Source organism: Actinokineospora cianjurensis, assembly GCF_003663795.1.
GTDB lineage: Bacteria > Actinomycetota > Actinomycetes > Mycobacteriales > Pseudonocardiaceae > Actinokineospora > Actinokineospora terrae.
Window position 1 is genome coordinate 76986 of record NZ_RCDD01000010.1, and the last position, 25028, is coordinate 102013.

Sequence of the window (25028 nt, forward strand, 5' to 3'; positions counted from 1 at the left end):
TACACACGGGTAGCCGCCCTGCTCGACAGGTCTGCGGCTGGTCGACAGGTCCGGCCTGCTCGACAGGTCTGTGCTGCGTAGCGTTGGTCCGGTGATCCCGCTGCTGCGCGCCGCCCACCCGGAACCCGCCGTCGCGGTGACCCTCGCCGCGACCGGGCTCGCGATCGGGCTGGGGCAGACCCCGTGGGGAGCGGTCGCGGTCGCGGCGGCGGTGTTCACCGGGCAACTGTCGGTCGGGTGGCTCAACGACGTGGTGGACGCCGAGCGGGACGCCCGAGTCGGTAGAACTGACAAGCCTGTCGCCGTCGGGACGGTGTCGAGGTCGTTGGTGCGAACCCTGGTCCTTATCAGCGCTACGGCCGCTGTCGGACTGTCGTTCCTATCCGGACCTGTCGCCGGGGCGGCGCACGTCGTCGCGCTCATGTCGGCATGGGCGTACGACCTCCGGTTGAAAGCGACGCCCTTCTCTCTCGTTCCCTACGCCGTGTCGTTCGGACTATTGACCGCGTTCGTCACCCTCGGCCTGCCGTCGCCGTACTGGCCACCGTGGTGGCTAGTGGCAACCGCGTCCCTTCTGGGCAGCGCCGCGCACTTCGCGAACGTCCTCCCGGATCTCGCCGACGACCGCCGCACCGGAGTGGTGGGACTACCGCACCGGATCGGGCCCACTGGTTCACGGGTGGCAGCGGCACTGTTAGTCCTAGCCGCGTCCGCCACCCTGGTGGCAGGACTACCCACCGTGCTCGGCTTCCTCGCGCTCGGCGCCGCCGTGATCGTCACCGCCGTGGGTCTCGCGCTCGGCCGACGCCCCGGCTCCCGCGCCACCTTCCACGCGATGCTCGTCGTCGCGGTCCTCGACGCGGCGGTCCTGGTCGCCGGATAGGCCGCACGGGCGGGTGACGCGCCCGAATTCACCCGATCGACGCGGGTGTCGCCGATCGCGGGGTCGACGGCAGCGCAGCGTGTCCACCCCCGCCGCCCCACCCGGGCACCGCGCCCCCGATGGGGCTGACCAGCGGTTATGTCGACCCGGGGTGGGGCCAGGTTCAGCTATGTGCTTGCGCCAACACCCATGTTCCAGGACTGGTCACCACCGCGGCGCGCTGCTAGCTCTTGGGGCAGCCCGAGTACCTCGCTCACCCGACCAGAAAGGGCGCCCCCCTGATGAGGATCCCCGCGACGCGCGCCGTCGTGATCGCCACCGCCCTGGCCCTGCTGCCCGTCCCCGCCACCGCCGACCCGGTCACCGACCTCGACCGGCTGGCCGGTCAACTGGCCGCCGCCACCACCGCCACCCAGGTGGACCAGGTCCTGGCGACGCTGCCGCCGGTGCTCGACGACCTGGGCGAGGTCACCGAGAGCCAGGACGCGCTGCACGTGCTCGCCAACACCCAGGCATTCGTCAGCACCGCCGCCGACCTGCCGATCAGCGTGGTGACCGCGCTGCTGCCGGGCCTGCTGAACCTGTTGGCCGCGCTGATCGAACAGCTGCGCCCCCCGCAGCTGCCGCTGATCCCCCTGCCGTTCCCGTTCCCCCAACTCCCGCTGCTGCACCCGTGACCGCGAGCCACCCTGCCGCGCCCTGACCCCGCGCGGCCGGGTGGCCACCCCGGGCCCGCGACCCCGATGCTCCCGGTCGCACCGCGGGCCCGCGGCCCCGCTCCTGGCCCCCCGGCCCGGGAGCGGGGCCTTTTACGCGCCTGCCCGCGGACCGCCGGGCGGTGTCGGTGCCGCCGGGTACCGTGACGTGCCCGCCCAGGTCCGACCCACCGGAGAGCACCCATGAGGATCCACCTGTCCAGCGTCTACGTCGACGACCAGGACAAGGCCCTGCGCTTCTACACCGAGGTGCTCGGCTTCGTGAAGAAGGTCGAGGTGCCGCTCGGCGAGGACCGCTGGCTGACCGTGGTGTCCCCGCAGGACCCCGACGGCACCGAGCTGCTGCTCGAGCCCGACCGCCACCCGGCGGCCAAGGCGTTCAAGTCGTCGCTGTTCGCCGACGGCATCCCGCTCACCGCGTTCCAGGTGGACGACGTCGCGGCCGAGTTCGCCCGGCTCCAGGGGCTCGGCGTGCGGTTCGCCCAGGAGCCGCAGGCGTTCGGCCCGGTCACCACCGCCGTGCTCGACGACACCTGCGGCAACCTGATCCAGATCGTCCAGCACCACTAGGACCCGGCACCGCCAGGACTCGGCAGGCCCCAGCGGGCTCAGCGGCGGCGCGGCCAGGTCGCCTTGCGCAGCGCGGCGTAGAACTCCTTGGTGGCGGGCTCGATCTGGCCGAGGTACTCGCGCAGCAGCTCCGGCCGCCCGGCCGGGTCCGGCGCGGGCCGCGGCGTGGTGGTCAGCCACTTCAGCTCGCCGACGGTGGCCACGACCTGCCGCCACCAGCCGTTGATCTCGCCGGTGACCTGAGCCTGCGCCTCGGCGGCCGCCTTCACCCGGTCGTCGGCGGCGTGGATCTCGGCCACCAGCTCCACCGCGCGCCTGCGCTCGTGCTCGGAGTGCGCGCGGGCGGCGTGGTGCGCGGTCTCCAGCAGCTCCTTGTACCGGGCGACCGGGTCGACGGGGTCTGCGGTCACGACGTCGCCTCCAGCGCGCTCGCGGTGTCGAACGGGATCAGCACGTCGGGGCGGCTGTGCGTGGTGCGGTCGAAGAACACGGCCCGGTTCGGCCGCGGCGACCAGTCGACCAGCTGCCCGGCCGCCAGCTGGTTGAGCTCGCTGCCCTGCACGTCCAGGGCGACCCAGGCGCTGACGTCGTCGTTGCCGCCGAAGCCGAGGGTGTCCTTGAGCCGCGCCACGCCCCGCCACCAGCCGAAGGTGTGCACGCCGTTCGCCGGCCCGTGCTTGAGCATCAGCCGGAACGCGTCGAGCCCGCTGCGGGGCGCCCCGAGTTCCTTGTGCTCCAACCACTGCGTGGCAGCGTCGACGGCCCAGAAGAACACGAACCGCTTGCCTGCCGTCTCCTCGTGCACGGCTTGGACGACGGCATCGTCGAGCAGCAGCCGCACGGTGTGCCCCATGCGGCGCAACGCCTCGACGACCGCGGTGACGTTGGCCTCCAACGACTTCACCGGGCACAGCAGCACGAACTCGGACGAGCGCGGCTCGGTGGCCCGACCCAGCGACAGCGCGGCGCTGGCCATCACCGACAGCGCGTCGTCCTGGGCCGTGCCCAGCACCGCCAGGTTCCGGCCGGGCACCGGCTCCAGCCGCAGCACCGCCGCCCGGTCCTCGACGTCGATGATCTGCCCCAGCAGCGGTGCCTGCCCGGCCACGTACCCGGCGGCGGTCAGCAACGCGGGCTGGTGCGCGCCGTCGAACAACCGGGGCGCGACGGACGGGGTCTCCCGCCACAGCCGCCGCTGCAGCTCGTCGAAGGTGCCGCGGCTCGACGAGTCCGGCACGTGCGCGACCTCGTTGCCGTGCGGCACACCGGAGTCGTGGTTGATCACGGTGTGCCAGCGCGGCAGCGTGTTCGCCGCCAGGTTGTCCTGCGAGAGCACCCGCTTCGCCTTGGGCATCGCGATGCGCAGCGTGCACTGGTCGTACACCGCGGGCTTGCCCCAGAACGCCTCGATGCCCGCGATGTCCTGGCTGGCCAGCACCAGGTGGATGCCCTGGGACCGGCCCCGCCGCGCCACGTCCTCCAGCAGCGCCGCGGCCTGCTGGGTGATCTGGTCGCGGCCGGAGAACAGCGCCTGGAACTCGTCGATCACCGCCACCACCCGCGGCCACCTGGCCTCCGGCTCGGCGTCGCGCAGCTCGGCCAGCTTCGTGACCTCCTGCCGCTTCGCCGCCTCCGCGCGCCTGGCCAGCTCCCGCGCCAGGTACCGCAGCAGCGCCAACCCGAACTCGCGGTCGGTGTTGACGTTCACCCCGACCAGCCGCGCCTGCGGCAGCCAACTCGGGTCCTTCGTGCCCGGCGTCAACCCGGCGAAGGACACGCCTTCCTTGAAGTCCAACAGGTACAGCTCGAGCTCGTCCGGCGAGTACCTGGCCGCGAGCCCGCCGAGCATCGCGTAGAGCAGGTTCGTCTTGCCCGACCCGCTCGGCCCGGCCACCAGCGCGTGCGGGGTCGCGTCGCCCAGCACCAGTTCGATCGGGTCGCCCTCGTCGAACCCGATGACCGTGCGCAACTCCTCGCGGGAGCTGTCGCGGCCGAGCGCGCGGGGCAGCAGGTCGTGGAACGAGCGCGGTTTCCCGCGGCGCACCACCATGTCGTCGCGGATCGCCGCCGCCGCCCGGCTCGCCACCGACGGCGACACCGGCGGGTCGGCCCGCACCACGACACCGGAGCCGGTCATGCTGGAGGTGGCGACCTCGGCGTCGGTGAAGGTGACCGTCTCCAGTGGACTGCTCGCCGACACCGGCATGTCCACCAGGATCAGGTGCACGCCCGCGTCCGGCCCGGTGCGGGCGATCCGGTTGAGCTCCCGGTACTGCTCCTCGTCGAGCCGCTCGCCGTTGCCGAACAGCACCGCCACCCGCCACGGCTCCACCCGGCGCCCCGCCGCCAGGCAGGCGTCCTTGAGCGTGGTCCGCCCGGCGCGCAGCGCGTTCGCGTGGACCTTGCGGATGTGCCCGGCCAGCAGCGCCAGCAGGTCGTCGAGCCGGGTCGGGTCGTGCACCACCAGCAACCCGGCCGCGGTCAACGGGTGCAGGTTGGGCAGCGGGCCGGTGAGGTGCCCGATGTCCCACAGGTGCAGCCGGACCAGCCCGGGGGTGAACGTGCTGATCATCCGCAGCAGCACCGTCTCCACGATGCTGTCCACCGCGGCCCTGGTCCCGCGCGCGGAGTTCAGCCGCAGGTGGGCGTGTTCGAGCAGCGGCACCGCCAGCGGGAACCCGTCGTCGGGCGACTCGTGCTCCACGTGCGCGGTCCCGATCCGCCACAGCCGCGGCGCGCTGACCCCGAGGTCGGTGCCCAGCGTCCCCAGCCAGTCCTGCCACGGCCGCCCGGACGGACCGGGGGTCTCCGCGTCGACCAGCGCGCGCACCGCGCCCTGGCCTTCACGGCGCCACTGGGCGTAGCTGTCGTCGCGCTCCCCGGTGATCCGCGCCCACACCGGCGCCAGGTCGGGGTCGGTCACCTGCTCGGCGACCTCGCGGTCCCGGCTCGCCCTGGCCAGGCCGAGTCGCTGCACCGAGCGCTCGAATTCCAACTGCCGCTTGAGCAGCGCGGCCCGCTCGTGCGCGCCCGCGGCGGCCCCGAGGGCCAGGCCCAGCACCGAACGCAACCGCGCCAGCGCGTTCTCGGCGCGTTGCCTGCGTTCCCGCTTACCCAGCATCCAGGGCCCCATCAGCTCGTCGCGCCGGTGCTCGTGGCCCGGTCCTCGTTGTCGTGCCAGGTGTGTCAGTCGTGCTTGCCGTGCGGGTCGTGCCTGCCGTGCGAGTCGTGCCTGCTGTGCCAGTGTCGGTCAGTGGTTCGGGGGACCACGGCGGTGTCGCGCGTCGTCCCCGGCATCATCGCGCACGCGCTCCCGCGCGGCGCCGGTCGCGCCGGTTCAGCGCCCGCCCAGGTAGCTCTCGGCGGCGGCGATGCTCGCGTAGAGGGAGTCCCGCGCCTCGGCCAGCGACCGGCCCGCCTCGGCGAGCAGGCTCTGCGACCGGGCCAGCTCCGCCGGTTCCCGCCCGGATCCGGCCGTCGCCAACGCCCCGCGCGCCTCGTCGAGCTCCAGGCTCGCCTGCGCGATCGCGGCGATCCCCGACCGCGCCTTCTCCGTGGCCACCGCGACCCAGGAACGCATCTCCTCCACGCCCGCCATACCCGCCAAGGTTAGTGCGGATGATCTCCATCGGCCGAACCGGGTTCGGCTCGCTACTCCGATCGTGTCCGCCGCGGTCCGGGTGGCCGCTATGGCCATCCGGGATCTGTTCGCGCTGATCACAACGGGTTTACCGTCGGTTCACCACCGCGTCGGGCGGGGACGGTCACCGCACGCCCCGGAGACCACCCGGTTGCCGCGCGGCGGGGGAGGTGTCGCCAACCGGTGACCCCTTCCTCTTTCGCGCGCGCAAGGGGTACCGTCGCTGGACCGCCGGTCGTGCGGTGGGGATGCGGAGGGACCCGTGGAGCTGGAGATCCGGCACCTGCGCGCGCTTGCCGCCATCGACGAGACCGGCAGCCTCACCCAGGCCGCCCGCCGCCTGGGGATGTCCCAGCCCGCCCTGTCCGGCCTGCTGCAACGCATCGAGCGCAACATCGGCGGCAGGCTCTTCTTCCGCGCCGAGTACGGCTGCCTGCCCACCCCGCTGGGCGCCGAGGTCCTCACCGAGGCCAGGGTCGTGCTCGGCGGCATGTCCGCCATCGCCGACCGGGTGGGGGAGTGGGCCCGCCGCGGCCTGCCGTCGGACCCGCTGCGCGTCGGCGGCTACTGCGGCTTCCTGCACGTGGAGATCAGCCGCTGGCTGCGCGACCAACCGTGGTGCTCGGGGGTGAGCCTGCAGGAGGACTTCGACGAGCGCATCAGCATCGACAAGGTCGCCATCGGCGCCCTCGACCTCGCGCTGGTCTACCGAGCGCCCCTCTCCGGCCACGCCCAACCCCCCACCGTCCGCAGCGTGGTCGTGCACCCCGAGGAACCGGTCTTCCTGGCCCTCGCCCACGACCACCCGCTCGCCGCGCTCCCCGCGATCTCCCTGGCCGACATGGCCGAGCACCCCTGGGTCGACGAACCCCCCGGCACCACCCGCTGGGGCGCCTACGTCACCCAGGTCTGCCGGGACCACGGCGTGGTGCTCGACCAACCCCACAGCACCCAGTGCCTGGCCACCCTGCTGGAACTCGTCCACGCCAAGCTCGCCATCGGCCCCGCCCTGGCCAGCAGCCGCGACCGCCCCGGCTCGGTGGTCATCCGCCCCATCGTCGACCACCCCCTGCACCAGGAACTCCGCCTCTTCTACCGCCCCGGCACCGTGGTGGCCGCCCACATCGAGGAGATCCACCACCAGGTCCACTCGACCTTCCAGGCCCGCCTCGGCTGCAACCCCGCCTACGACCAGTGGTGGCTCGACCGCGGCCGCTCCCTGGCCCTCACCGGCTGAGCCGGTCCCGGGTCACAGGTTCCGGTACGGCCCGCTGAGGAACCCGACCGAGAAGGCCGCCGACACGCCCAGTCCGGCCACGATGATCACGACGTGCGGGTCGACCGCGCCCAGGGCGGTCCCGGCGAGCAACGCCGAGGCGGGGTAGGCGAGACCGGCGCAGGTGACCAGCAGGCTCATGACCCTGCCCAGCGCCCGGGCGGGCACTGCCCGCTGGAGCAGCGTCATGGAGAAGACGTTCACCGTGCCCTGCAAGGACGCGGCCGTGAACATCGCCGCGGTCGCCACCACCAGCGACGAGCCCACCGGGATGCCCGTCATGGCCAGTCCTTCGGCGATGCCGAGGCAGAGCGCGATCAGCCCGCGACGGCGCAGGCGGAGCAACACCGGACCCAGCAGTGCTCCCACGACCGAGCCGACACCGAGGCCCGCCATCATGACCCCGAACCCGAGGGCGCCGCGGCCGAGCGTGTCCTGGGCGAAGACCGGCAGCGCGACCTCGATCAGGCCGACAGCGGCGAGGTTGAACACGAGCGTGGTCAGCAGGGTCATCCGCACCAGGGAAGAGCCGACGGCGTACCGCAGCACCGACCGCCACGTCCGCAGCCGGTCGCCGTCCTCGTCCTCGTGCCGCGCGGACGTCTTCTCGACCGCGTCCTCGGCCGGGCGGATCGCCAGCAGGGTCAGGCTGGACACCAGGAAGGTGATCGCGTCGATCAGCAGCCCCACACCGCTCTTGAGCGACCCGACGAGCGTCCCGCCCAGCGCGGGCCCGGCGATCCTCGACGTGCTCTGCGTGACCTGGATCAGGGAGTTGCCCGCCGCGAGCGACTCGGGACCCACGATCTGCGGCAGCGCGGCGAACGAGGCGGGCATGAAGATCCCGCCGAGGATCCCGAACGGGACGGCGACCGCCACCATCGCCCACAGGGGGATGTGACCACCCGCGGCGAGCAAGGCGAACCCGAGCACGACGATGGCGCGCAGCGCGTCCGCGACGAGCATCACCGGCCGGGCGCCCAGCCGGTCGGCCAGCGCGCCGCCGACCGGGGAGAAGGCCAGCCTGGCCGCCCCGTAGCAGGCCAGCACCACACCGAGGTTCGCCGGGCCGCCACCCTGGTTGAGCATGACGAACGGCAGCGTGACCAGGTAGATGCCGTCGCCGAACTGGGAGAGCACCTGACCGACGAGGTACAGCGCGAAGCGCCGTTCCCGCAGCGGGGCCAGCAAGCGCACGGCGGGCTCTTCCGCGATCACGGCCGCACCCGCGTCACGGCGTGGGGTTGTTGTCACGCGAGCCTCTCTGTGGTGTGGCGAGACGTCCGAGGCGGCACCTGCTCACCAGGTGACGGGCAGTGTGTGGACGCCGTAGAGGAGCGCGCCCTCCTTGAACGACAGCTCCTCGACACCGGCCGCGAGCCGGAGGCCGGGAACCCGGGCGAACAGGGTGCTGAACACGACCTCGAGTTCGACCCGGGCCAGGTTCTGCGCGACGCACCGGTGGATGCCGTGGCCGAAGGCCAGCTGCTGCGGCCCGTCGCGGTCGAAGTCGAGCTTCTCCGGCTGGTCGAACACGCTGTCGTCCCAGTTGGCCGCGGCGGTGGACACGACAACGGCGTCGCCCTTCTCGACCGTCATGTCGCCGACCTCGATGTCGGCCAGCGCGACGCGCAGCCCACTCGGGTCGGTGATGCTGGTGTGGCGCAGGATCTCCTCCACCGCGGCCGGGGTGCGGGCCGGGTCGGCCAGGATCGCGGCGAGCTGCTCGGGGTTCTCCAGCAGCAGCACGGTGCCGAGTGAGATCACGTTGGCCGTGGTCTCGTGCCCGGCGCTCAGCAGCGCCAGGCACAACGCGGCGATGTCCTCCTGCCGCAGGACGCGCGCGTCCCGGTTCTTGGCGATCACCCGGCCGATCAGGTGGTCGCCGGGAACGGCGCCCGGCCGCTCGGCCTCCTGCACCCGCGCCGCCACCAGGTCGCCGAGGTAGTCCCGGAGCGTGGCATCGGCCTGGTAGCGCTCTTCCGAGGTGCTGTCCCGCCTGGCCATGACCTCGCCGCGTAGGCAACGCGGGAGAAGCTCTGGTTGTGCTGCCCGAATCCCAGGTCGCTGATGATGTTGGCCTTGTCGATCCGGTGCAGCAACGTGGCGTTGAGCGACGACAACTCCACCGGACTGCCGTTGAGCGCCTTGGTGAAGAAATCGGCGGACGTGCTACGGAACGATGGCGGCGGTGACGCCGCGGTGCTTGAGGCCGAGCGCGACCCAGGCGGCCGGCTCGCGGCTGTCGGGGGTGTAGGTGATCACGAAGGTGTCCTCGCCCGTGATCACCACGAAGTCGTCCAGCAGCGCGTCGACACCCCTCGAAGACACGCTCGTCGATCATCTGCGCGGTCATTGTTGCTCCCCAGGGATAGCGGATCCGAAGTGACTGTCCTCGCTCGAGGAGTCACCACTGTGTCGCGTGCAACCCGACCAGCGCCGTGATTCATCTTGGTGCTCCTGCGGCCAACCGCCGGTATCGAGAACATGATTTCCGGATTCACCGGAACGCGCCCGAATGCGTGGCGGTCGACGGTGCGCGAGCGGTTACCCCACAGGCGCCAGCCGTGGTTCGGTGCTCACCGGGTGTTGAGGTACCAGGCGATGATTGGGCGAACGATCACGAAAAAAAGCAGAACCCCGACGTGGTCGGGGTTCTGCGTGCGGGTCGGTCGAGGAGCCGTTGGCGCTCCGCCCAGCTACGGCCGCGCGGTGATCTGGTCGTAGGTGGGGAAGTGGTGGGCGATGGAGTCGTCCAGGAAGTTGGCGATCCAGCCGTTGTCGTCGTGGAAGAAGCGGATGGAGACGTAGGCGGGGTTGGTGCCCATGTCGAACCAGTGCGTCGTGTCGGCGGGGACGCTGAGCAGGTCGCCCGCCTCGCAGAGGACGGCGTGGACCTTGCCCGCGATGTGCAGGTAGAAGATGCCGGAGCCGCGGGCGAAGAAGCGGTCCTCGTCGTCGTCGTGGGTGTGTTCGGCGAGGAACTTGGCGCGGGCGGTGGCGGCGGTGGCGCGCCAGGCGTCGGTGTCCTCGGGGACCATGGTGACGGCGTCGACGAAGTGGTAGCCCTCGCGGGTGGAGACCTCGTCGACGTGGGTCTGGTACGCCTTGATGACCTCGTCGGAGGTCGGCTCGGCGGGCAGGTCCACCAGCGGCCAGCGGGAGAAGCGGACGCCGAGCGCGCCGAGGGTCGACCCGATCTCGGCCTCGTCGCGGGTGCTCGTCAGGACGGTGCCCGGGTCGTCGTCGGCCCAGATGGTCAGTTGGGTCATGGGTCTCACCCTTCCGCGATGGCGGTCGTGAACCGCAGCAGCCACTCCAGGCACTCGGCGCGGTGCCTGGCCACGAGCAGGTCGTCCCCCCACACGTACACCCCGTGCCTGGCGACCACCAGTGCCGGGGTGGCCGGGTCGTACCCGGCCTCGAACGCGTCGCCGAGGACGGTCATGTCCTGGGAGTTCGGCACGACCGGCACGGTCACCAGGTCGTCGTGCGCGCGGCGGCCGAAGCCCTTGAGCATCTCCAGGTCGCGCAGCTCGATGCCGCCCGGCCAGCGCTCCGCGGCGACGACCGGGGCGAGCATGTGCAGGTGCACCACGGCACCGGCGCCCGCGACCGCCGCGATCCGCGCGTGCAGCCCGGCCTCCGCGGACGGCCGCAGTCGCTGACCGGGCAACGCCTCCCCGGTGCCATCGATCTCGACGACGTCGTGCCCGGTCAGTTCGCCCTTGTCCAACCCGCTCGCGGTTACGGCAAGACGCAGCGGATCACGGCCTAGCGTCACCGAGAGGTTGCCGGAGGTGCCGCGCATCCAGCCCATGGCTGTGTAGCGGGCGGACTCCGCGGCGAGCGCCTGACCGGCGGTGACAAGGTCAGGCATCGGGCACGATCCGGAAGTCGTCGAACGACTTCGCGACGCGGTGGTCGCCGAAGTCCGCGTCCGCGTACGGCTCACCGGCGCGCGCCAGCCCCACCGTCTGCCACCCGGCCTCAGCGGCGGCGTCAAGCTCAGCGGGAACGTCCGACAGGAACACGATCCGCGGCGGGGTAGGTCCACCGATGCCCTCGGCGATGGCGGCGTAAGAGGCCGCTTCGCGCTTGGGCCCGGCGTTCACGGTGTCGAAGTGGTGGCGGAAGAGGGTCGTCAGGTCGCCCTCGGTCGTAGTGGAGAACGACGCGATCTGGCCCGCGACCGACCCGGACGAGAACACGGCCAGCTTCAGGCCCGCCTCGTCCCAGCCGCGCAGCGCGGGGACGACGTCCGGGAAGTACTCCGAGACCAGGTCGCGGCGCGCGTAGCCGTCCTGCCAGATGAGCCCCTGCAACTCCTTGAGCGGCGCGGCCTTGCGGTCGGCGGCCATCCAGCCGTGCAGCACCGCCACCACCGCGGCCGTGTCGGCGTCGGCGGGCAACCCGGCCTCGGTCTTGGTCCGCGCGACCGCGGCGACGACCACCGGGTCGGTCGGGTGCGCGTCGATCCACGGGCCGAGCCGGGGCCGCGCGTAGTCGTAGAGCACCACGTGGACGCCCGCGGTCGGCATCAGGGTGCCCTCGATGTCGAGCACGACCCATTGGGCGGACAGGGTGTCGGTCACGGTGCCTCTCTCTGGACTGGGTGGTGCGGTGGGACGAGCCACGATGTTAGTGGCAACGGTTTTCAGCTACCACGGTACCGACTCCGCTAGCGGTGGTAGTCGGCCACGGCGTCGGGGTCGAACGGGCCGCGGTCGGTGACGATCGTGGTGACGAACCGCGGCGGGGTGACGTCGAAGGCCGGGTAGTGCCCGCGCACCTTGTCGCTGGCGGTCCGCACGCCGAGGGTGTGCAGGACCTCGCTGCCGTCGCGGTACTCGATCGGGACGTCCGCCGCGGTGGGCGCGGCCTGGTCCGGCGCCTGGACCTGGGCGAGGAACGGCACCCCGAAGGCGTGCGCGGCGACGGCGAGGCCGAGGGTGCCGATCTTGTTGATCACGTGCCCGTCCATGGTGACCCGGTCGGCGGCGGTGAGCAGCACGTCGACCGCGCCGCTCTGCAGCACGGACGCGCCCATGCCGTCGGTGATCAGCGTGGTGTCGACGCCCATCTCGGCCAGGGTCTCGGCGGTGAGCCGGGCGCCTTGCAGGTACGGGCGGGTCTCGGTGCAGAAGAACGACACGTCCTTGCCGAGCCGACCGGCGGCGGCGACGGTCTCGATGAGGTACGCGTCCGCCCAGCAGTGCGTAAGAACGCGGGCGCCGTCGGGGAGCAGTTTGGCGCTGTACTCGCCTAGAGCCCGACTCTTGGCCCGGTACGCCTCATCGCCCTTTACGGCTCCACGTGTAGCCGCGGCGACCAACTCCTCGCCGGTGATAGGACCGTCTACCTCTGAGAGGACTGCCGCCACGGCCTTGCGCAGGTGGTTGTTGGTCGCGCGGCTCGCGATGAGACGCCCCCCGGCCCTGTCGAGCGCGGCGCGCGCGTCAGCGGGAGGTAGGTGCGCGGCGTCGCGGGCGGCTAGGACCATGCCGAACAGCGCGGCGAAGTACGGGCCGGACGACTGGGTGACCATGTCCTCGATCGCTACCGCTACCTCGTCGACCGTCGCGCAACGCACCCAGACGCGTTCGAACGGGAACCGGCGGCGGTCCAGGATGGCCACAGCGTCGTCTTCCAGGATGACGCTCTCGTCCAAGGTAGGGCGAGGCATCAGCTGTAGCCGTTCGGGCTGGGGTACTCGCCGGTCAGCAGGTGCCTGCCGACCTCGGCGGCCTTGTAGACCGTCGGGTCGTGCAGGGTGAGCGTGCGGGCGTTGCGCCAGTAGCGGTCCATGCCGTGCCGGGCGCCGGTCGCGCGGGCGCCGGTGAACTCGAAGAGCTTGCTGGTGATCTCCACGGCGAGCTCGGAGGTCACGACCTTGGCGTGCGAGATGCGGATGGACGTCTTGCCGCGCTCATCCGCCGTTAGCTCCAACCCGCGGGCGTCCGCTTCGGCGAAAGCGGCTGCGGCAGCGTCAACGAGCAGGTCCGCGGCTTCGAGGTGGGAGAGCAGGCTGCCGTAACCGGCGAGCGCGTGCGGGTCGTCGACAGCGTGCTCGACACCGGAGGCGGGCCAGGCGCGCGAGGTCTCACGGGTGTAGCGGGCGGCGTCGACCAGCGCGCCCCGGCCGATGGCGGCGAGTACGCGGCTGAGTACGAGCTGGAAGGCGAGCGGGGCGAGGGAGTCGCGCTGCGCCCAGGGGTCCGTCCTGGCCGGTTGCGGGCCGAGGACGTCGTGCGCGGGCACGAACACGTCGGTGAACTCGACGCCGCCGCTGGCCGACAGGCGCTGGCCGAGGTTGTCCCAGTCGCCGAGGTAGCGGATGCCCCGCGCCTGCGCGTCGAGGACGAAGGTCACCTTCCGGTCCGCGTGCGCGCCGCTGACCACCAGCCGGTCGGCGACGCTGGCGCCGGTGGCGAAGAACTTGCGCCCGTTGACCAGGAGTCCACCGTCCACATCGGACAGCGCGAGCGCGTCGTCCCTCGGGTTGGCGACCCCGGCCCAGAACAGCCTGCCCTCGGCGGTCGCCCGGTCGAGCTCCTCGGTCAGGTCGGGGCGCGCGAACAGGGTTGTCCGCCAGACGTGCAGGTAGTGGTACCCGAGCAGGTGCCCCACGGACGCGTCGGCCGCGGCGACCTCGGCCAGCACGGCGTGCGCGGTGGCCCAGTCCTCGCCGTGCCCACCGTGCGCGACGGGGATCAGCAGGGGCAGCAGGCCGCTCTCGCGCAACAGGGCCACCTCGACCAGCGGCTCAGCCCCCTTGCGCTCCCGCTCCACGGCGTCCGCGGCCAGCCTCCCGGCCACCCCGCGCGCCACCTCGACCCACCGCTGTCGCCCCATGACACCCCTCCGCTCTCCCCGGGGAGTATGCCGGTCGAGCGGGCGACGACCGCCATGTGGGATCAGCGGCTCCGGTAGGCCCGCTCCACCCTGGCCACCCTGACCTCGAACGCGTCATACCACCGCTCCCGCCCCCGCGCCCTGGTCGCGGCGTGCTCCGGCTGCTCCCGCCACCGCGCGATCGCCGCCTCGTCCTCGAAGTAGCTCACCGTGATCCCCAACCGGTCCGCACCCCGAGCGGAGTCGACCCCGATGAACCCGGGCGTCGCGGCGACGAGTTCGAGCATGCGATCGGCGGCCTCGTGGTAGCCCTCGTCGTCAGGACTGAGGACCGAGGTGAAGATCACCGCGTAGTAGGGCGGCTCAGGCGTGCTGGACAGCTCCATGAGGACAGTGAATCAGCGCCCCCACACCCTGTCGCCCCAGTTCCGGCTGCGTGGCCTGACAGGTTGGCTTCGTGTCGCGCGGCGCCCGGCGGCACCGGGTTCACCACCCGGAGTCGGGTGCCCAGCCCCCACCCTGCCTGCTCAACCCGCGTCGTTGCGCGAGTAGTCGATCACGATCCGAGTCGGCAACACCCGGCGCAACACCGGTCGCACCACCACATCGACCACCAGCGCGGTCGCGATCCACACTTGCGCCCAGCTCAGCCACCCCTCGTGCTCACCCAGCGCGAGGTAGTGGCCCGCGACCACGAGGACCGCGAGGCAGGCACCGCACGCGGTGTGGCGATAGAGCCTGCGCACAGTGGACTGGCTGCGCTCGGCCTTCGGGCAGACCTCGGCCATGACGGGAACTCCTGGTGTTTGGGGACCGACACCACCACGACCGGGATTTGTATTTATAGCTATTAAAAACAAGTCCCGGTGGGGTCGCGTCGACGAGTCGGTGGATGTGCGGCGCCAACAGTACCTTCGATGATCAAGGCACCGGCAATCACAAACACCCTATGGCTCCGTCTTATGCACCCCCGCGCATCGCCTACAGTTGGTCTTCGGGAGCACGCGTGGTCAGCCTGCGCGAGTAGGCCTGCGCTCCCCGGCGGTCGCCACACCCGACCGCGGGAGCGATGGTGTCCCAGGTGGCACCGTGCTGTCGGGACTGGGAGATCAACTCCGATTCCAACTGGTCGATCATCGGACGAACCACGTCGTGCACGACGGTCAAGGCGGCCAGGGTGTCCGCCGTGGTCGCCCCCGTGCGGTCGGTGGCGACGGTGTCGCGGCAGGCGAGCGTGTTCGCCCGCCAGATCGACAGCGCGAGGGCGAGTACGGCGGGCAGTTCCCCGTGCAGGCCACTGCCGGGGACGACCTTTCCGCGCAACCGCGCCACGGCTCGCGCGGCGCCGGGCGGGAACGTGTCGGTTCGGTTCTCGATGTCCGCCATGGCCGTCACCCTAGGGCAGCTGTCTGCGAAACACAGACGGATGTCTGCGTTTCGCAGACGGTGCGGAGCGTGCAGGTGATCGCAACAAACGGATACCAAGTCACGGTAAAAGTCTGAAAATCGCGCTGAAGCTCTCATAGTGCGTGATCGGACAACCACTCCTGGTGAATGGACTACCGGTTCCAGGGGTATTGAGACCGGTTCGCGGCTGTCCCAGCCCGTAACGGCAAGGGGGCGGCAGTGGCCGCCAGAGCCGACCGGCATCTCTCGGCACCTGCCCGCACACGGCCAAGCGGGCCCCGCATGTGCGGAGCCCGCCCTTGCCGTGCGTGCCTGCCTACTGCTGGTACTTGAGCAGCAGTTGGATCTGACCCGACCGCGACTTCACGACCTTGTCCGCGAACGCCTTGACCGGGGCGCTGGCGCCGTCCTTGCCCTCGGTGAGGGCGAACTCGACCGCGTTGTGCTGGTGGGCGGTGAGCAGGGCGATGAACTGCTTCTCGAACTCGGAGTCCGGGAGCTTGGCCAGGTCGGCGAGGGCGGCGGCGTCGGTGACCGGCATGCCGCCGTGGTGGGAGTGGGCGTTGGGGTCGGGGTTGACGTCGGTGGACTGGGACCACTCGGTCAGCCACTTCTTCATCTGGTCGAGTTCCTGCTCCTGGGTCAGCCGGATGGCGGCGGTCAGGTTGCGCAGGTCCTCGCGGATGGGGCGCTTGTCCGCGAGGTGGACCAGTTCGATGCCCCGGCTGTGGTTCGCCATGGCCATCTGCAGGAACATCACGTCGGCCAGGTTGTAGTCGCCGACGGCGGGGGCCGCACCGGAGGCGGAAGCAGGAGCGGGGGCGGGGGCCGACGCGGACGCGGGGGTGGTGGGGGCCAGTTCGTGGCCCGCGTGACCGGTGTGCGCGGCGTCGTGCCCCGAGCCGCCGCAGCCCGCGAGCAGGGCGAGGCAGGCGGCGAGGATCAGCGGACGTTTCAAGACGGTCTCCTCGGGAGACGGGACCCGGCCCGGGCCCGCCGAGGCCCGGGCCGGGTGGCCATCAGTTCTTCGCCCAGAGAGCCGGGGTGCTGGAGGGCTCCCAGCCGGTGATCGCGGTGTGACCCTGCAGGCAGCGGTAAGACGCGCCGTTGTAGGTCACGGTCGCACCGGTGGCGTAGCTGGTACCCGCGGCCCACGTGCCGCTCTGCGGCGGAGTGGTCGTGGTCGTCGGCTGCGTGGTCGTCGTGGTCGGCCGGGTCGTGGTGGTGGTCGGCTGCGTGGTCGTGGTGGTGGGCGGGGTGGTCGTCGTCCCGCCGCCACCGACCTGCAGGTCGACGCAGCTGTAGAAGGCCATCGCGGTGTCGGCGATGTTCCACACGGCCAGCAGCTTCACCCGGCCGGTCTTGCCGCCCAGGTTGACGGTGTGGCTCTTGGTGGCGCCCGGCTGCGCGCCGTTGTCGTTGAAGACAGCGACGCGCTCGCTGCCGATGAAGTACTCCCAGGTCGAGGTCGCGTGCCGGGCGGTGAGCGTCCAGGTGAAGTTCACCGAGTTGCCGACCGAGGCCGCGGGCCAGTTCTTCGAATCGTCGTTGAGCTGCGCGAACTGGGAGAGCCCGCCGTTGCAGTTCTTCTGGCCCTTGGGGCCCTCGACGCTCTGCGGCTCGTAGATGACCGGACCGCAGTTGCTGACCTTGCCCGCCGCGCAGTTGGCCTGGCGGCTGGGCGGGGTGCTGATGTACCCGTGCGCCGAGGCTGGGCTCGCGGGCAGGGCGACCATCAACAGGGGGGCGATCGTCGCCCCTGCCGCTGCGACGGCGAAATTGCGCTTGTGCTTCATGGTTGCGTGCTCCTCCACAGGAGTGGACGGCGTTTCCGCCGGTCGCCACGAAGCGACCGGCGCAGGGGTGGAAACGGGGAGCAGAGGGACGCCTGCCACCCGTCGGGCGTCGGCCGGACCCGGACGCCGGAGGGTTGGTGCTGGTCGAAGCGGTGGTGCGTCACAGCCCGTCACCCCGTGAATACGGTGTAGCTGTGCTGTGGTCTAGACCATAAACGCGGGTCTGATCACCCGTCAAGACGGGGCCTACCGGCCACGGGGCGGTAAATTCACACAACCGCCCCGATGTTTCAACCCCCGGTCAAGCGTCCGTACGGCGCATGCCATCACCACCTGGGCCGCCCGGGCGCCCGACCGGACCACCAGCGGCTCGGGCTGGACCACCGCGGCCCGGCTGGACCATCCGTGCCGGACCATCGACCGGCACCGCCCGCGTGGCGACCACCACGCCGACCGCCCGGCGCGGTGCGCCACGGCTGTCGGGCCGGGCCGATACCCTCCGGTACCTTGGGACACCTGTTCGAGCGGCACCGGCCGCGCGGACGCCGAGCGCGGGCTCGGGGGCGACGACACCAGCGGGAGAACGACCCAGTGACTGCCGAGACCCTCTACGGGGCCGACGACCTGACGCACCTGGAGGGTCTGGAGGCGGTGCGCAAGCGGCCCGGCATGTACATCGGGTCGACCGACAGCCGCGGCATCAACCACCTGTTCACCGAGATCGTCGACAACTCCACCGACGAGGGCGTCGCGGGCCACGCCAGCACCGTGGTGGTCGTCCTGCACGAGGACGGCAGCGTCCAGGTCGACGACGACGGCCGGGGCATCCCGACCGGGGTGCACGCCAAGTCCGGCCTCTCCGGTGTGGAACTGGTGCTGACCCGCCTGCACGCGGGCGGCAAGTTCGGCGGCTCCGGCTACAAGACCTCCGGCGGCCTGCACGGCGTCGGCGCGTCCGCGGTCAACGCCCTGTCGCACCGCTTCGACATCACCGTCCGGCGCGACGGCAAGGTCCACCGGATGTCCTTCGCGCACGGCGTGCCCGGCGAGTTCGACGGCGACGGCCCGACGGCGAGGTTCACCAAGCGCTCCGGCCTCGACGTCGTCGGCAAGATGCGCCGCGGCGAGTCCACCGGCACCTCCATCCGCTACTGGTACGACACCCGCTACTTCGAGAACGGCGCGTCGCTGTCGGTCGACGCCGTGCGCGCCAAGATGCGCAACACCGCGTTCCTGGTCCCCGGCGTCAAGTACGCGCTGCGCGTGGCTGACCCCGAGAACCCCGGCAAGTTCACCGAGGAGAGCTTCCACTACCCGCACGGTCTTACCGACATGGTCGAGTTCCTGTCCCCGGACGGCGAGCGCGCGGTGTCCGGCACCGTCCTGGTCACCGGCGAGGGCAGCTACCAGGAGAACGCCGCCGACGAGAACGGCGTGATGCGGTCCAAGGTGGAGCGGCACGCCGAGGTCGAGGTCGCCTTCCGCTGGGGCACCGGCTACGAGCGCACCGTCGAGTGCTTCACCAACACCATCCGCAACATGCACGGCGGCACCCACCGCAAGGGCTTCGAGCGGGCCGCGGTGAAGGCGCTGCAGGAGGCCATCGCCAGGACGCGGGGCCTGCTCAAGCCCAAAGAGGACATGCCGACCCTCGACGACGTGCTCGAGGGCATGACCGCCGTGGTGCACGTGCGCATCCCCGAGCCGCAGTTCACCTCCCAGACCAAGGACGAGCTGTCCACCGCGGGCATCACCAAGGTCATCCAGGGCGTCGTCGAGCGGCACCTGCGCGAGTGGACCGAGGACCGGCGCAGCAAGGCCGAGGCCAAGGTCGTGCTGCAGAAGATCGTCGACGCCGGTCGGGTGCGCATCGCGCAGAAGCAGCAGAAGGACGCCGCGCGCCGCAAGACCGCGCTCGAGGGCGCCGCGATGCCCGCCAAGCTGGTCGACTGCCGCACCACCGGGGTGTCCCGCAGCGAGCTGTTCCTGGTCGAGGGCGACAGCGCGCTCGGCTCGGCCCGGATGGCCCGGGTCTCGGAGTACCAGGCGCTGCTGCCGCTGCGCGGCAAGATCCTCAACGTGCAGAAGGCCAGCCTGGCCGACACCCTGCGCAACGTGGAGATCGCCGCCATCGTGCAGGTGCTCGGCGCGGGCACCGGTCGCACCTTCGACCTCCCGGCGATGCGCTACGGCCGGGTCATCCTGATGGCCGACGCCGATGTCGACGGCTCGCACATCCGGACCCTGCTGATCACGCTGTTCGCCAAGTACATGCGCCCGGTCATCGACGACGGCAGGCTCTACGCCGCGATGCCGCCGCTGCACAAGATCACCACCCGCGGCCGGGGCGCCGAGACGGTCTTCACCTTCACCCAGCGCGAGATGGAGACCACCGTGGCCCGCCTGCAGAAGGCGGGCAGGCAGGTGGTCACGCCGGTGCCCCGGTTCAAGGGCCTCGGCGAGATGGACGCCGACGAGCTGTGGGAGACCACGATGAACCCGGCCACCCGCTCGGTGCGCCGCATCACCCTCGGCGACGCCGAGGCCGCCGAGGCCGCGCTGGAGCTGCTGATGGGGGAGAAGGTGGAGCCGCGCCGCAACTGGCTGGTCGACTCCGCCGCCCGCGTCGACCAGTCCGCCATCGACCTGTAGCGCCCCGCGCCGACCGACCACCAGAGCACGAGAGAGAGCCGCGCCCATGGCCCGCCGCAAGGCCCCCGCCACCAAGGTCGACCCCTCCGCCTTCGACCAGGCGGGCGCGACCGTGGTCGACAACCCGGTGCGCACCGAGATCGAGGACTCCTACCTGGAGTACGCCTACTCGGTGATCCACTCGCGTGCGCTGCCCGACGCGCGCGACGGCCTCAAGCCGGTGCACCGCCGCATCCTGTTCTCCATGCACGAGCAGGGCTACCGGCCCACCCACGCCTACGTGAAGTCCTCCCGCGTGGTCGGCGACTGCTTCGTGCGCGGCGCGCTGGTGTCGACGCCGTCGGGCCTGCGGCCGATCGAGGGGATCGAGCTTGGCGAGCAGGTGCTCGACCCGGCGGGCAGGCCCGTACCGGTGACGGCGGTGTACGAGAACCCGGTGTCGGACCTGGTGCGGGTCACCTGGACCAGCGGCCACACCATGTTGGTCACCCCCGGTCAGCGCTTCCGGGTGAGCTCGGGTTCCGGTCACGAGTGGGTCGAGGCCAGGGACCTCGCCGGTCGTCGGACGATCGCCGGGGCGGGCGCGAGCGAGGTGACCGCCAGCGACAACGGGTACGCCTACGTCCTCGGCGTGATCGCGGCGTCCGGGTCGGTCACCGCGGCCGGTGAGCTGCGGGTCGAGTCGCTGGAGGCCGGACCGGTCGACCACGTGCACGGCTGGGCGATCGGCGCCGGGCTCGACACGCGCCGCGACAAGCGCGAGGCCCGCACCCCGACCCAGCGCGACCGGCACATCCTCACCTTCGCCGACGCCGGTCTGCTCGCTACCCGCGACACCGTCCCCGCCGTGGTGCTCGCTGATCGCGCGGCCTGGTTGCCCTACCTGGCCGGTCTGCTCGACGGAGCCGGGCACGTGCGGCGCGGTCGTGGGCAGATCGCGGGCCTCGCCCGCCCGGAGTTGCTGCGCCAGGTGTGGTGCCTGCTCGCGGACCTCGGCATCCCCGCGGACCAGTGGGACCGCTCGGGTCTGCGCGGGATAACGGTCTCCGGTGGTGCCGCCGCCACCCTGGCCGCGTTGCTGCTGCCGTGGGTGCGCTCTTGTGACAAGCACACCGGCCTCGCGCACTTCGCTGCTCCCGCCGAGTCGAGCGCGCCGTTGTCGTCCACTGTCGCGTCGGTCGAACCGGTGGACGGTGACACCACCTACGACATCCAGGTCGGCTCGGACGAGCACGCGTTCGTCGTCGAGGGCCTGGTCGTGCACAACTGCATGGGCAAGTACCACCCGCACGGCGACAGCGCGATCTACGACGCGATGGTGCGGCTCGCGCAGGACTTCTCGCTCAACGCGCCGCTGGTCGACGGGCACGGCAACTTCGGCTCGCCCGACGACGGCCCCGCCGCCAGCCGCTACACCGAGGCGCGGATGTCCAACGAGGCGATGCTGCTCGTCGGCGAACTCGGCGAGGACACCGTCGACTTCCGGCCCAACTACGACGGCTCGCTGCTCGAACCCGTCGTGCTGCCAGCGGCGTTCCCGAACCTGCTGGTCAACGGCACCTCGGGCATCGCGGTCGGCATGGCGACCAACATGATCCCGCACAACCTGGGCGAGGTCGTCGCCGCCGCGCGGTACCTGATCACCCACCCCGAGGCCGACCTCGACAAGCTGATGGAGTTCATCCCCGGCCCCGACCTGCCCACCGGCGGGATGCTGCTGGGCCTCGACGAGGTGCGCAAGGCGTACGAGACCGGCCGCGGCGTGGTGCGGATGCGGGCCAAGGTGGAGATCGGCCACCTCGAGGGCAGCAGGCGCCAGGCCATCACCGTCACCGAACTGCCCTACCAGGTCGGCTCGGAGAAGATCATCGAGAAGATCACCGAAGAGGTGAACAAGAGCAAGCGGCTCACCGGCATCGCCGACGTCAAGGACCTCACCGACCGGGAGAACGGCACGAGGCTGGTCATCGAGTGCAAGGTCGGCGTCAACCCGCAGGCGCTGCTGGCCGACCTGTACCGGCTGACCCCGATGGAGCAGTCCTTCGGCATCAACAACCTGGTGCTGGTCGAGGGGCAGCCGCGCACGCTCGGGCTCAAGGCGCTGCTGGAGGTCTTCCTCAAGCACCGCTACGAGGTCGTCACCCGGCGCACCCGCTACCGCAAGCGCAAGCGCGAGGAGCGGCTGCACCTGGTCGAGGGCCTGCTGCTGGCCCTGGTCGACATCGACAAGGTCATCCGGCTGATCCGCGGCAGCGACGACGCCGCGGCGGCCAAGGCCGGCCTGATGGGCCGCTTCACGCTCTCCGAGGTGCAGGCCACCTACATCCTCGACACGCCGCTGCGCCGCCTCACCAAGTTCGACAAGCTCGAACTCGAGGACGAGCAGGAGAAGCTGCGCGGCGAGATCGAGGAACTGGCCAAGATCCTCGACGACGACAAGGTGCTGCGCCGGGTCGTGTCCACCGAGCTGGGCAAGGTCGCCAGGGACCTCACCGCCGAGCGCCGCACCTCGCTGATCGACGGCGACCTCAAGGAGGTGCTGGCCGCCTCCAAGCCCGCCGGTCCGCTGGAGGTCGCCGACGACCCGTGCCAGGTGGTGCTGAGCGCCACGGGCCTGGTCGCGCGCACGGCGGCGGAGTCGGAGGAGGCGTCGGAGGGGCGTAGCCGCAAGGGGCGGGCCCGGCACGACGCGGTGGCGGCGCTGGTGCACTCGACCGCGCGCGGGCAGGTCCTGCTGGTGACCAACCGGGGGCGGGCGTTCAAGACCGACGTGCTGCCGCTGCCGGTGCTGCCGGAGCAGAGCGGCACGGTGTCGGTGTCCGGCGGGATGGCCGCCAGTGAGCTGGTGTCGCTGGAGAAGGGCGAGCGGGTCATCGGCATCGCCCCGCTCGGCGACCAGGCGGCCGGTTCACCCGGGCTCGCGCTCGGTACCCGCCAGGGTGTGGTGAAGGTGTGCGCGCCGGAGTGGCCGGTGCGGTCCGACGAGTTCGAGGTGATCACCCTCAAGGACGGCGACGAGGTCGTCGGCGCCACCTGGCTGACCGACGGCTCGGAGACGCTGGCGTTCGTGACCGGCGACGCGGCGCTGCTGCGCTACGCCGCCTCGCTCGTGCGGCCCCAGGGGTTGCGGGGCGGCGGCATGGCGGGCATCAACGTGCCCGCCGACGGCAAGGCCCTGTTCTTCGGCGCGATCCGCATCGACGACCCGGACCACGGCGAACCGCAGGTGGTCACCTCCACCGGCCAGTCGGTCAAGGTCACCCCGTTCGCCGAGTACCCCGCCAAGGGCCGCGCCACCGGCGGTGTCCGCGCCCACCGCTTCCTCAAGGGTGAGACGGCCCTGGTGCTGGCCTGGATCGGCCCCCGCCCAGCAGGCTCAACCAAGACCGGCTCCGCCGTCGAACTCCCCGAACCCGACCCCCGCCGCGACGGCTCCGGCCACGCCCACCCCGGCCCCGACGTCATCGGCCACCTCGTGGAACGGGCCTGACCGTGTACCAGCTGCGGGCGGTCATCGGCGCGCTGCCGGTCCTGCGCGCCCTGACCGCACACCACCCCCTGGTCGAACTCGAGCAGGGCCTGCACCTGCTCCCGATGACCGAGGACGTCGCCGCCGCCCTGACGGTCTCGTCGGGTCCTCCGCTCGCCCCCTTCGAGCACGCCCCACCGGGCCTGGGCGACCTCCTGGCCACCTGCTCCACCCACGGCCCCGTCGCCTACGTCGAAGCCGACATCTTCGGTGGCACCGGCATCCAGATCGCCCAAACCTGGCACCACGGCCACACCACCCTGGGCCCCATTCACCACGACGACGACGAAGCCCCGCCCCCGCCCATCACCCCCATCTCCCAGGCCCTGCGCGAACTAGGCGTCCTCCGCACAACCAACGACGAGTTCGCCGCCGCAGGTCTATCCCGCCACCGCACAACCGCCGCCTGGCTGAGCTCCCCCTGACCCAGCCACAACCACTCCCGACCGACCCACCCGCAGGCGTCTCCCCGCCACCGCGACCACCACAACTGCTCGCCGCCGCAGAACCCCCCACAGAGACCACATCCACCCCCGCCAGCCAGGCCCCGCGCGCCGCCCTGGCTCTTGCTTCGCCGACCTTGTGCTTGCACTGCCGCCTTGGCTCTCGCACCGCCGGCCCTGTGCTTGCACCGTTGTGCTGGTTCTTGCGCGTCGGCTTTGGTCTTCGCTCTGCTGACTCCGTGTTCGTACTGCTGCTCTGGCCCTAGCTCCGCGACCTCGGCCTTCGCTCCGTCCGTGCTTGCACTGCTGTCCTGGTTCTCGCGCTGCGGTCTTGGCTCCGCACCGTCGACCCCGTGCTCGCACTGCCGCCCTGGCTCTTGCTCCGCTGACCCGGTGCTTGCACTGGTGTCCTGGCTCTCGCGCTGCGGTCCTGGCCTTCGTGCTGCCGACCCTCTGCTCGCACAACTGCCCTGGCCCTCGCGCCGCCACTCTGCCCTTTCCGTGGCGTCAACCCGGCTACGCACACCAACCCAGCATCCGCACCGCAAACCAGCCCCTATGGCGCCAATCTGGTCTCCGCGGTGTCTCCCAGGCCCCTCCGCGGCATCACCCAGCGCCGCACCGCCACCCCTGCCGCGCCACTTCGCCCCTCGCGCCGCCACCCCGGCCTTCGCGCCGTCAGCCCTGCGCTCGCCCTGCCGCCCTGCCCTTTGCGCCGCCACCCCGGCCTCCGCGCCGCCGCCCTGACCTCTCGTAGCGCCACCCTTGCCTTCGATGACGTCAACCCGGCGCAGCACCGCAAGCCTTGCCCCTGTGGCCTCAACCAGGTCGCCGCACCGCCACCCCTGCCCGTTGCGGCGTCACGCTGGCCTTTTCGTGGTGTTAACAGGGTTTCGCGCCGCCAATCTCGCCCCTTCGGCGTTGACCCGACCCCCACACCGCAACTTGGCCCCTGTGGTGTCAACCTTGCCTCAGTGGCGTCAAGCTGCTCCCGCATCACCACCTTGCTCCTCGCGGCATCGCTCTGGCCCTTCCGCGGCGTCACCCAGTGCCGCACCGCCATTTTGCCTCTGCGGCGCCATCGTGCCCCTCGCTCCGCTGGCCTGACCTCCGCGCATCAGCCCGGCCTTCGCGCGAACAGCCCTGCGCCGCACTGCCGCCCTGCCCCTTGCACCACCACCCTGGCCTTCGCGGCGCCCCCTGCCCTTGCGGCGTCACTCTGGCCCTTTCGTGGTGTTAACAGAGCTTCGCGCCGCCAATC

The 25028-nt window shown here is 71.5% G+C and carries 23 protein-coding genes; 7 read left to right on the forward strand and 16 right to left on the reverse strand.

What is annotated here, in order from left to right; all coding sequences use genetic code 11:
* Nucleotides 1-91: 91 nt before the first annotated feature.
* From CLV68_RS31935 to CLV68_RS31945, 3 genes are all read left to right on the forward strand, one after another.
* A complete protein-coding gene (locus CLV68_RS31935; RefSeq protein WP_246010232.1) occupies nucleotides 92-883 on the forward strand; it encodes a UbiA family prenyltransferase in 792 nt (263 codons plus the stop codon).
* 281 nt (nucleotides 884-1164) lie between these two features.
* On the forward strand, nucleotides 1165-1560 hold the full coding sequence (locus tag CLV68_RS31940) for a hypothetical protein (protein ID WP_121394755.1): 396 nt from the start codon (nucleotides 1165-1167) through the stop codon (nucleotides 1558-1560).
* Between the two features lie 222 nt (nucleotides 1561-1782).
* Complete coding sequence (locus CLV68_RS31945) at nucleotides 1783-2169, forward strand: VOC family protein (RefSeq protein ID WP_121394756.1); 387 nt, start codon at nucleotides 1783-1785, stop codon at nucleotides 2167-2169.
* A gap of 38 nt (nucleotides 2170-2207) precedes the next feature.
* Here CLV68_RS31945 and CLV68_RS31950 read toward each other — a convergent pair whose 3' ends face one another.
* The 3 genes from CLV68_RS31950 to CLV68_RS31960 form a co-directional block, all read right to left on the reverse strand.
* Nucleotides 2208-2579 (reverse strand): hypothetical protein, encoded by a 372-nt coding sequence (locus tag CLV68_RS31950; protein ID WP_121394757.1) that lies wholly within the window; start codon nucleotides 2577-2579, stop codon nucleotides 2208-2210.
* Nucleotides 2576-5290: an FtsK/SpoIIIE domain-containing protein gene (locus CLV68_RS31955; protein WP_121394827.1), complete on the reverse strand. Its 2715-nt coding sequence runs from the start codon at nucleotides 5288-5290 to the stop codon at nucleotides 2576-2578. The genes CLV68_RS31950 and CLV68_RS31955 overlap by 4 nt, the downstream gene beginning before the upstream one ends.
* Nucleotides 5291-5506: 216 nt before the next feature.
* Entirely contained in the window at nucleotides 5507-5767 is a 261-nt protein-coding gene (locus tag CLV68_RS31960; RefSeq protein WP_121394758.1) for a hypothetical protein, read from the reverse strand.
* Nucleotides 5768-6071: 304 nt separating this feature from the next.
* Between CLV68_RS31960 and CLV68_RS31965 the strand changes: the two genes are divergently transcribed.
* The gene (locus CLV68_RS31965; protein ID WP_121394759.1) at nucleotides 6072-7046 is read left to right on the forward strand and encodes a LysR family transcriptional regulator; all 975 of its coding nucleotides are present in this window, start codon (nucleotides 6072-6074) and stop codon (nucleotides 7044-7046) included.
* A gap of 12 nt (nucleotides 7047-7058) precedes the next feature.
* On the opposite strand, the gene CLV68_RS31970 is transcribed toward CLV68_RS31965, so the two are convergent.
* From CLV68_RS31970 to CLV68_RS32025, 13 genes are all read right to left on the reverse strand, one after another.
* Complete coding sequence (locus CLV68_RS31970; RefSeq protein WP_170224712.1) at nucleotides 7059-8303, reverse strand: MFS transporter; 1245 nt, start codon at nucleotides 8301-8303, stop codon at nucleotides 7059-7061.
* A gap of 81 nt (nucleotides 8304-8384) precedes the next feature.
* Nucleotides 8385-9092 carry a cytochrome P450 gene (locus CLV68_RS31975; protein WP_121394761.1) on the reverse strand — a complete coding sequence of 236 codons (708 nt, stop codon included), beginning with the start codon at nucleotides 9090-9092 and terminating at the stop codon, nucleotides 8385-8387.
* 165 nt (nucleotides 9093-9257) lie between these two features.
* Nucleotides 9258-9416, reverse strand: coding sequence for a hypothetical protein (locus CLV68_RS34420; RefSeq protein WP_170224713.1), 159 nt, complete (start codon nucleotides 9414-9416; stop codon nucleotides 9258-9260).
* Between the two features lie 368 nt (nucleotides 9417-9784).
* Nucleotides 9785-10357: a 1,2-dihydroxy-3-keto-5-methylthiopentene dioxygenase gene (locus CLV68_RS31980; protein WP_121394762.1), complete on the reverse strand. Its 573-nt coding sequence runs from the start codon at nucleotides 10355-10357 to the stop codon at nucleotides 9785-9787.
* Nucleotides 10358-10362: 5 nt separating this feature from the next.
* Nucleotides 10363-10965: a methylthioribulose 1-phosphate dehydratase gene (gene mtnB / locus CLV68_RS31985; RefSeq protein ID WP_121394763.1), complete on the reverse strand. Its 603-nt coding sequence runs from the start codon at nucleotides 10963-10965 to the stop codon at nucleotides 10363-10365.
* Nucleotides 10958-11680: an acireductone synthase gene (mtnC, locus tag CLV68_RS31990; protein WP_121394764.1), complete on the reverse strand. Its 723-nt coding sequence runs from the start codon at nucleotides 11678-11680 to the stop codon at nucleotides 10958-10960. The genes mtnB and mtnC overlap by 8 nt, the downstream gene beginning before the upstream one ends.
* An 86-nt stretch (nucleotides 11681-11766) precedes the next feature.
* Complete coding sequence (locus tag CLV68_RS31995; protein ID WP_121394765.1) at nucleotides 11767-12771, reverse strand: s-methyl-5-thioribose-1-phosphate isomerase; 1005 nt, start codon at nucleotides 12769-12771, stop codon at nucleotides 11767-11769.
* On the reverse strand, nucleotides 12771-13940 hold the full coding sequence (locus tag CLV68_RS32000) for an acyl-CoA dehydrogenase family protein (RefSeq protein WP_121394766.1): 1170 nt from the start codon (nucleotides 13938-13940) through the stop codon (nucleotides 12771-12773). Before CLV68_RS32000 ends, CLV68_RS31995 begins: the two co-directional genes overlap by 1 nt.
* Nucleotides 13941-14002: 62 nt before the next feature.
* Nucleotides 14003-14326, reverse strand: coding sequence for an antibiotic biosynthesis monooxygenase family protein (locus CLV68_RS32005; RefSeq protein WP_121394767.1), 324 nt, complete (start codon nucleotides 14324-14326; stop codon nucleotides 14003-14005).
* A 141-nt stretch (nucleotides 14327-14467) separates the two neighbouring features.
* Nucleotides 14468-14728 (reverse strand): hypothetical protein, encoded by a 261-nt coding sequence (locus CLV68_RS32010; RefSeq protein WP_121394768.1) that lies wholly within the window; start codon nucleotides 14726-14728, stop codon nucleotides 14468-14470.
* A gap of 193 nt (nucleotides 14729-14921) precedes the next feature.
* Nucleotides 14922-15326, reverse strand: coding sequence for a hypothetical protein (locus CLV68_RS32015; protein WP_121394769.1), 405 nt, complete (start codon nucleotides 15324-15326; stop codon nucleotides 14922-14924).
* 337 nt (nucleotides 15327-15663) lie between these two features.
* Nucleotides 15664-16305, reverse strand: a complete 642-nt coding sequence (locus CLV68_RS32020; protein ID WP_121394770.1) for a DUF305 domain-containing protein — start codon at nucleotides 16303-16305, stop codon at nucleotides 15664-15666.
* Between the two features lie 61 nt (nucleotides 16306-16366).
* Entirely contained in the window at nucleotides 16367-17143 is a 777-nt protein-coding gene (locus CLV68_RS32025; protein ID WP_121394771.1) for a lytic polysaccharide monooxygenase, read from the reverse strand.
* Between the two features lie 591 nt (nucleotides 17144-17734).
* On the opposite strand from CLV68_RS32025, the gene CLV68_RS32030 reads away from it, so the two are divergent.
* Genes CLV68_RS32030 through CLV68_RS32040 form a run of 3 tightly spaced genes read left to right on the forward strand, consistent with a single transcriptional unit; the run spans nucleotide 17735 to nucleotide 23749 of the window.
* Nucleotides 17735-19795 carry a DNA gyrase/topoisomerase IV subunit B gene (locus tag CLV68_RS32030; RefSeq protein ID WP_121394772.1) on the forward strand — a complete coding sequence of 687 codons (2061 nt, stop codon included), beginning with the start codon at nucleotides 17735-17737 and terminating at the stop codon, nucleotides 19793-19795.
* A 46-nt stretch (nucleotides 19796-19841) separates the two neighbouring features.
* Nucleotides 19842-23285, forward strand: a complete 3444-nt coding sequence (locus CLV68_RS32035) for a DNA topoisomerase (ATP-hydrolyzing) (RefSeq protein WP_121394773.1) — start codon at nucleotides 19842-19844, stop codon at nucleotides 23283-23285.
* 2 nt (nucleotides 23286-23287) lie between these two features.
* Nucleotides 23288-23749, forward strand: coding sequence for a hypothetical protein (locus tag CLV68_RS32040; RefSeq protein ID WP_121394774.1), 462 nt, complete (start codon nucleotides 23288-23290; stop codon nucleotides 23747-23749).
* Nucleotides 23750-25028: the final 1279 nt, after the last annotated feature.

Excerpts from the sequence above, each read along its gene's own strand:
- CLV68_RS31940 (WP_121394755.1), top strand. The coding sequence starts at position 1,165 with ATGAGGATCCCCGCGACGCGCGCCGTCGTGATCGCCACCGCCCTGGCC.
- CLV68_RS31945 (WP_121394756.1), top strand. The coding sequence starts at position 1,783 with ATGAGGATCCACCTGTCCAGCGTCTACGTCGACGACCAGGACAAGGCC.
- CLV68_RS31955 (WP_121394827.1), bottom strand. The coding sequence starts at position 5,290 with ATGCTGGGTAAGCGGGAACGCAGGCAACGCGCCGAGAACGCGCTGGCG.
- CLV68_RS31960 (WP_121394758.1), bottom strand. The coding sequence starts at position 5,767 with ATGGCGGGCGTGGAGGAGATGCGTTCCTGGGTCGCGGTGGCCACGGAG.
- CLV68_RS31975 (WP_121394761.1), bottom strand. The coding sequence starts at position 9,092 with ATGGCCAGGCGGGACAGCACCTCGGAAGAGCGCTACCAGGCCGATGCC.
- CLV68_RS31980 (WP_121394762.1), bottom strand. The coding sequence starts at position 10,357 with ATGACCCAACTGACCATCTGGGCCGACGACGACCCGGGCACCGTCCTG.
- mtnB (WP_121394763.1), bottom strand. The coding sequence starts at position 10,965 with ATGCCTGACCTTGTCACCGCCGGTCAGGCGCTCGCCGCGGAGTCCGCC.
- CLV68_RS31995 (WP_121394765.1), bottom strand. The coding sequence starts at position 12,771 with ATGCCTCGCCCTACCTTGGACGAGAGCGTCATCCTGGAAGACGACGCT.
- CLV68_RS32000 (WP_121394766.1), bottom strand. The coding sequence starts at position 13,940 with ATGGGGCGACAGCGGTGGGTCGAGGTGGCGCGCGGGGTGGCCGGGAGG.
- CLV68_RS32005 (WP_121394767.1), bottom strand. The coding sequence starts at position 14,326 with ATGGAGCTGTCCAGCACGCCTGAGCCGCCCTACTACGCGGTGATCTTC.
- CLV68_RS32010 (WP_121394768.1), bottom strand. The coding sequence starts at position 14,728 with ATGGCCGAGGTCTGCCCGAAGGCCGAGCGCAGCCAGTCCACTGTGCGC.
- CLV68_RS32015 (WP_121394769.1), bottom strand. The coding sequence starts at position 15,326 with ATGGCGGACATCGAGAACCGAACCGACACGTTCCCGCCCGGCGCCGCG.
- CLV68_RS32025 (WP_121394771.1), bottom strand. The coding sequence starts at position 17,143 with ATGAAGCACAAGCGCAATTTCGCCGTCGCAGCGGCAGGGGCGACGATC.
- CLV68_RS32035 (WP_121394773.1), top strand. The coding sequence starts at position 19,842 with ATGGCCCGCCGCAAGGCCCCCGCCACCAAGGTCGACCCCTCCGCCTTC.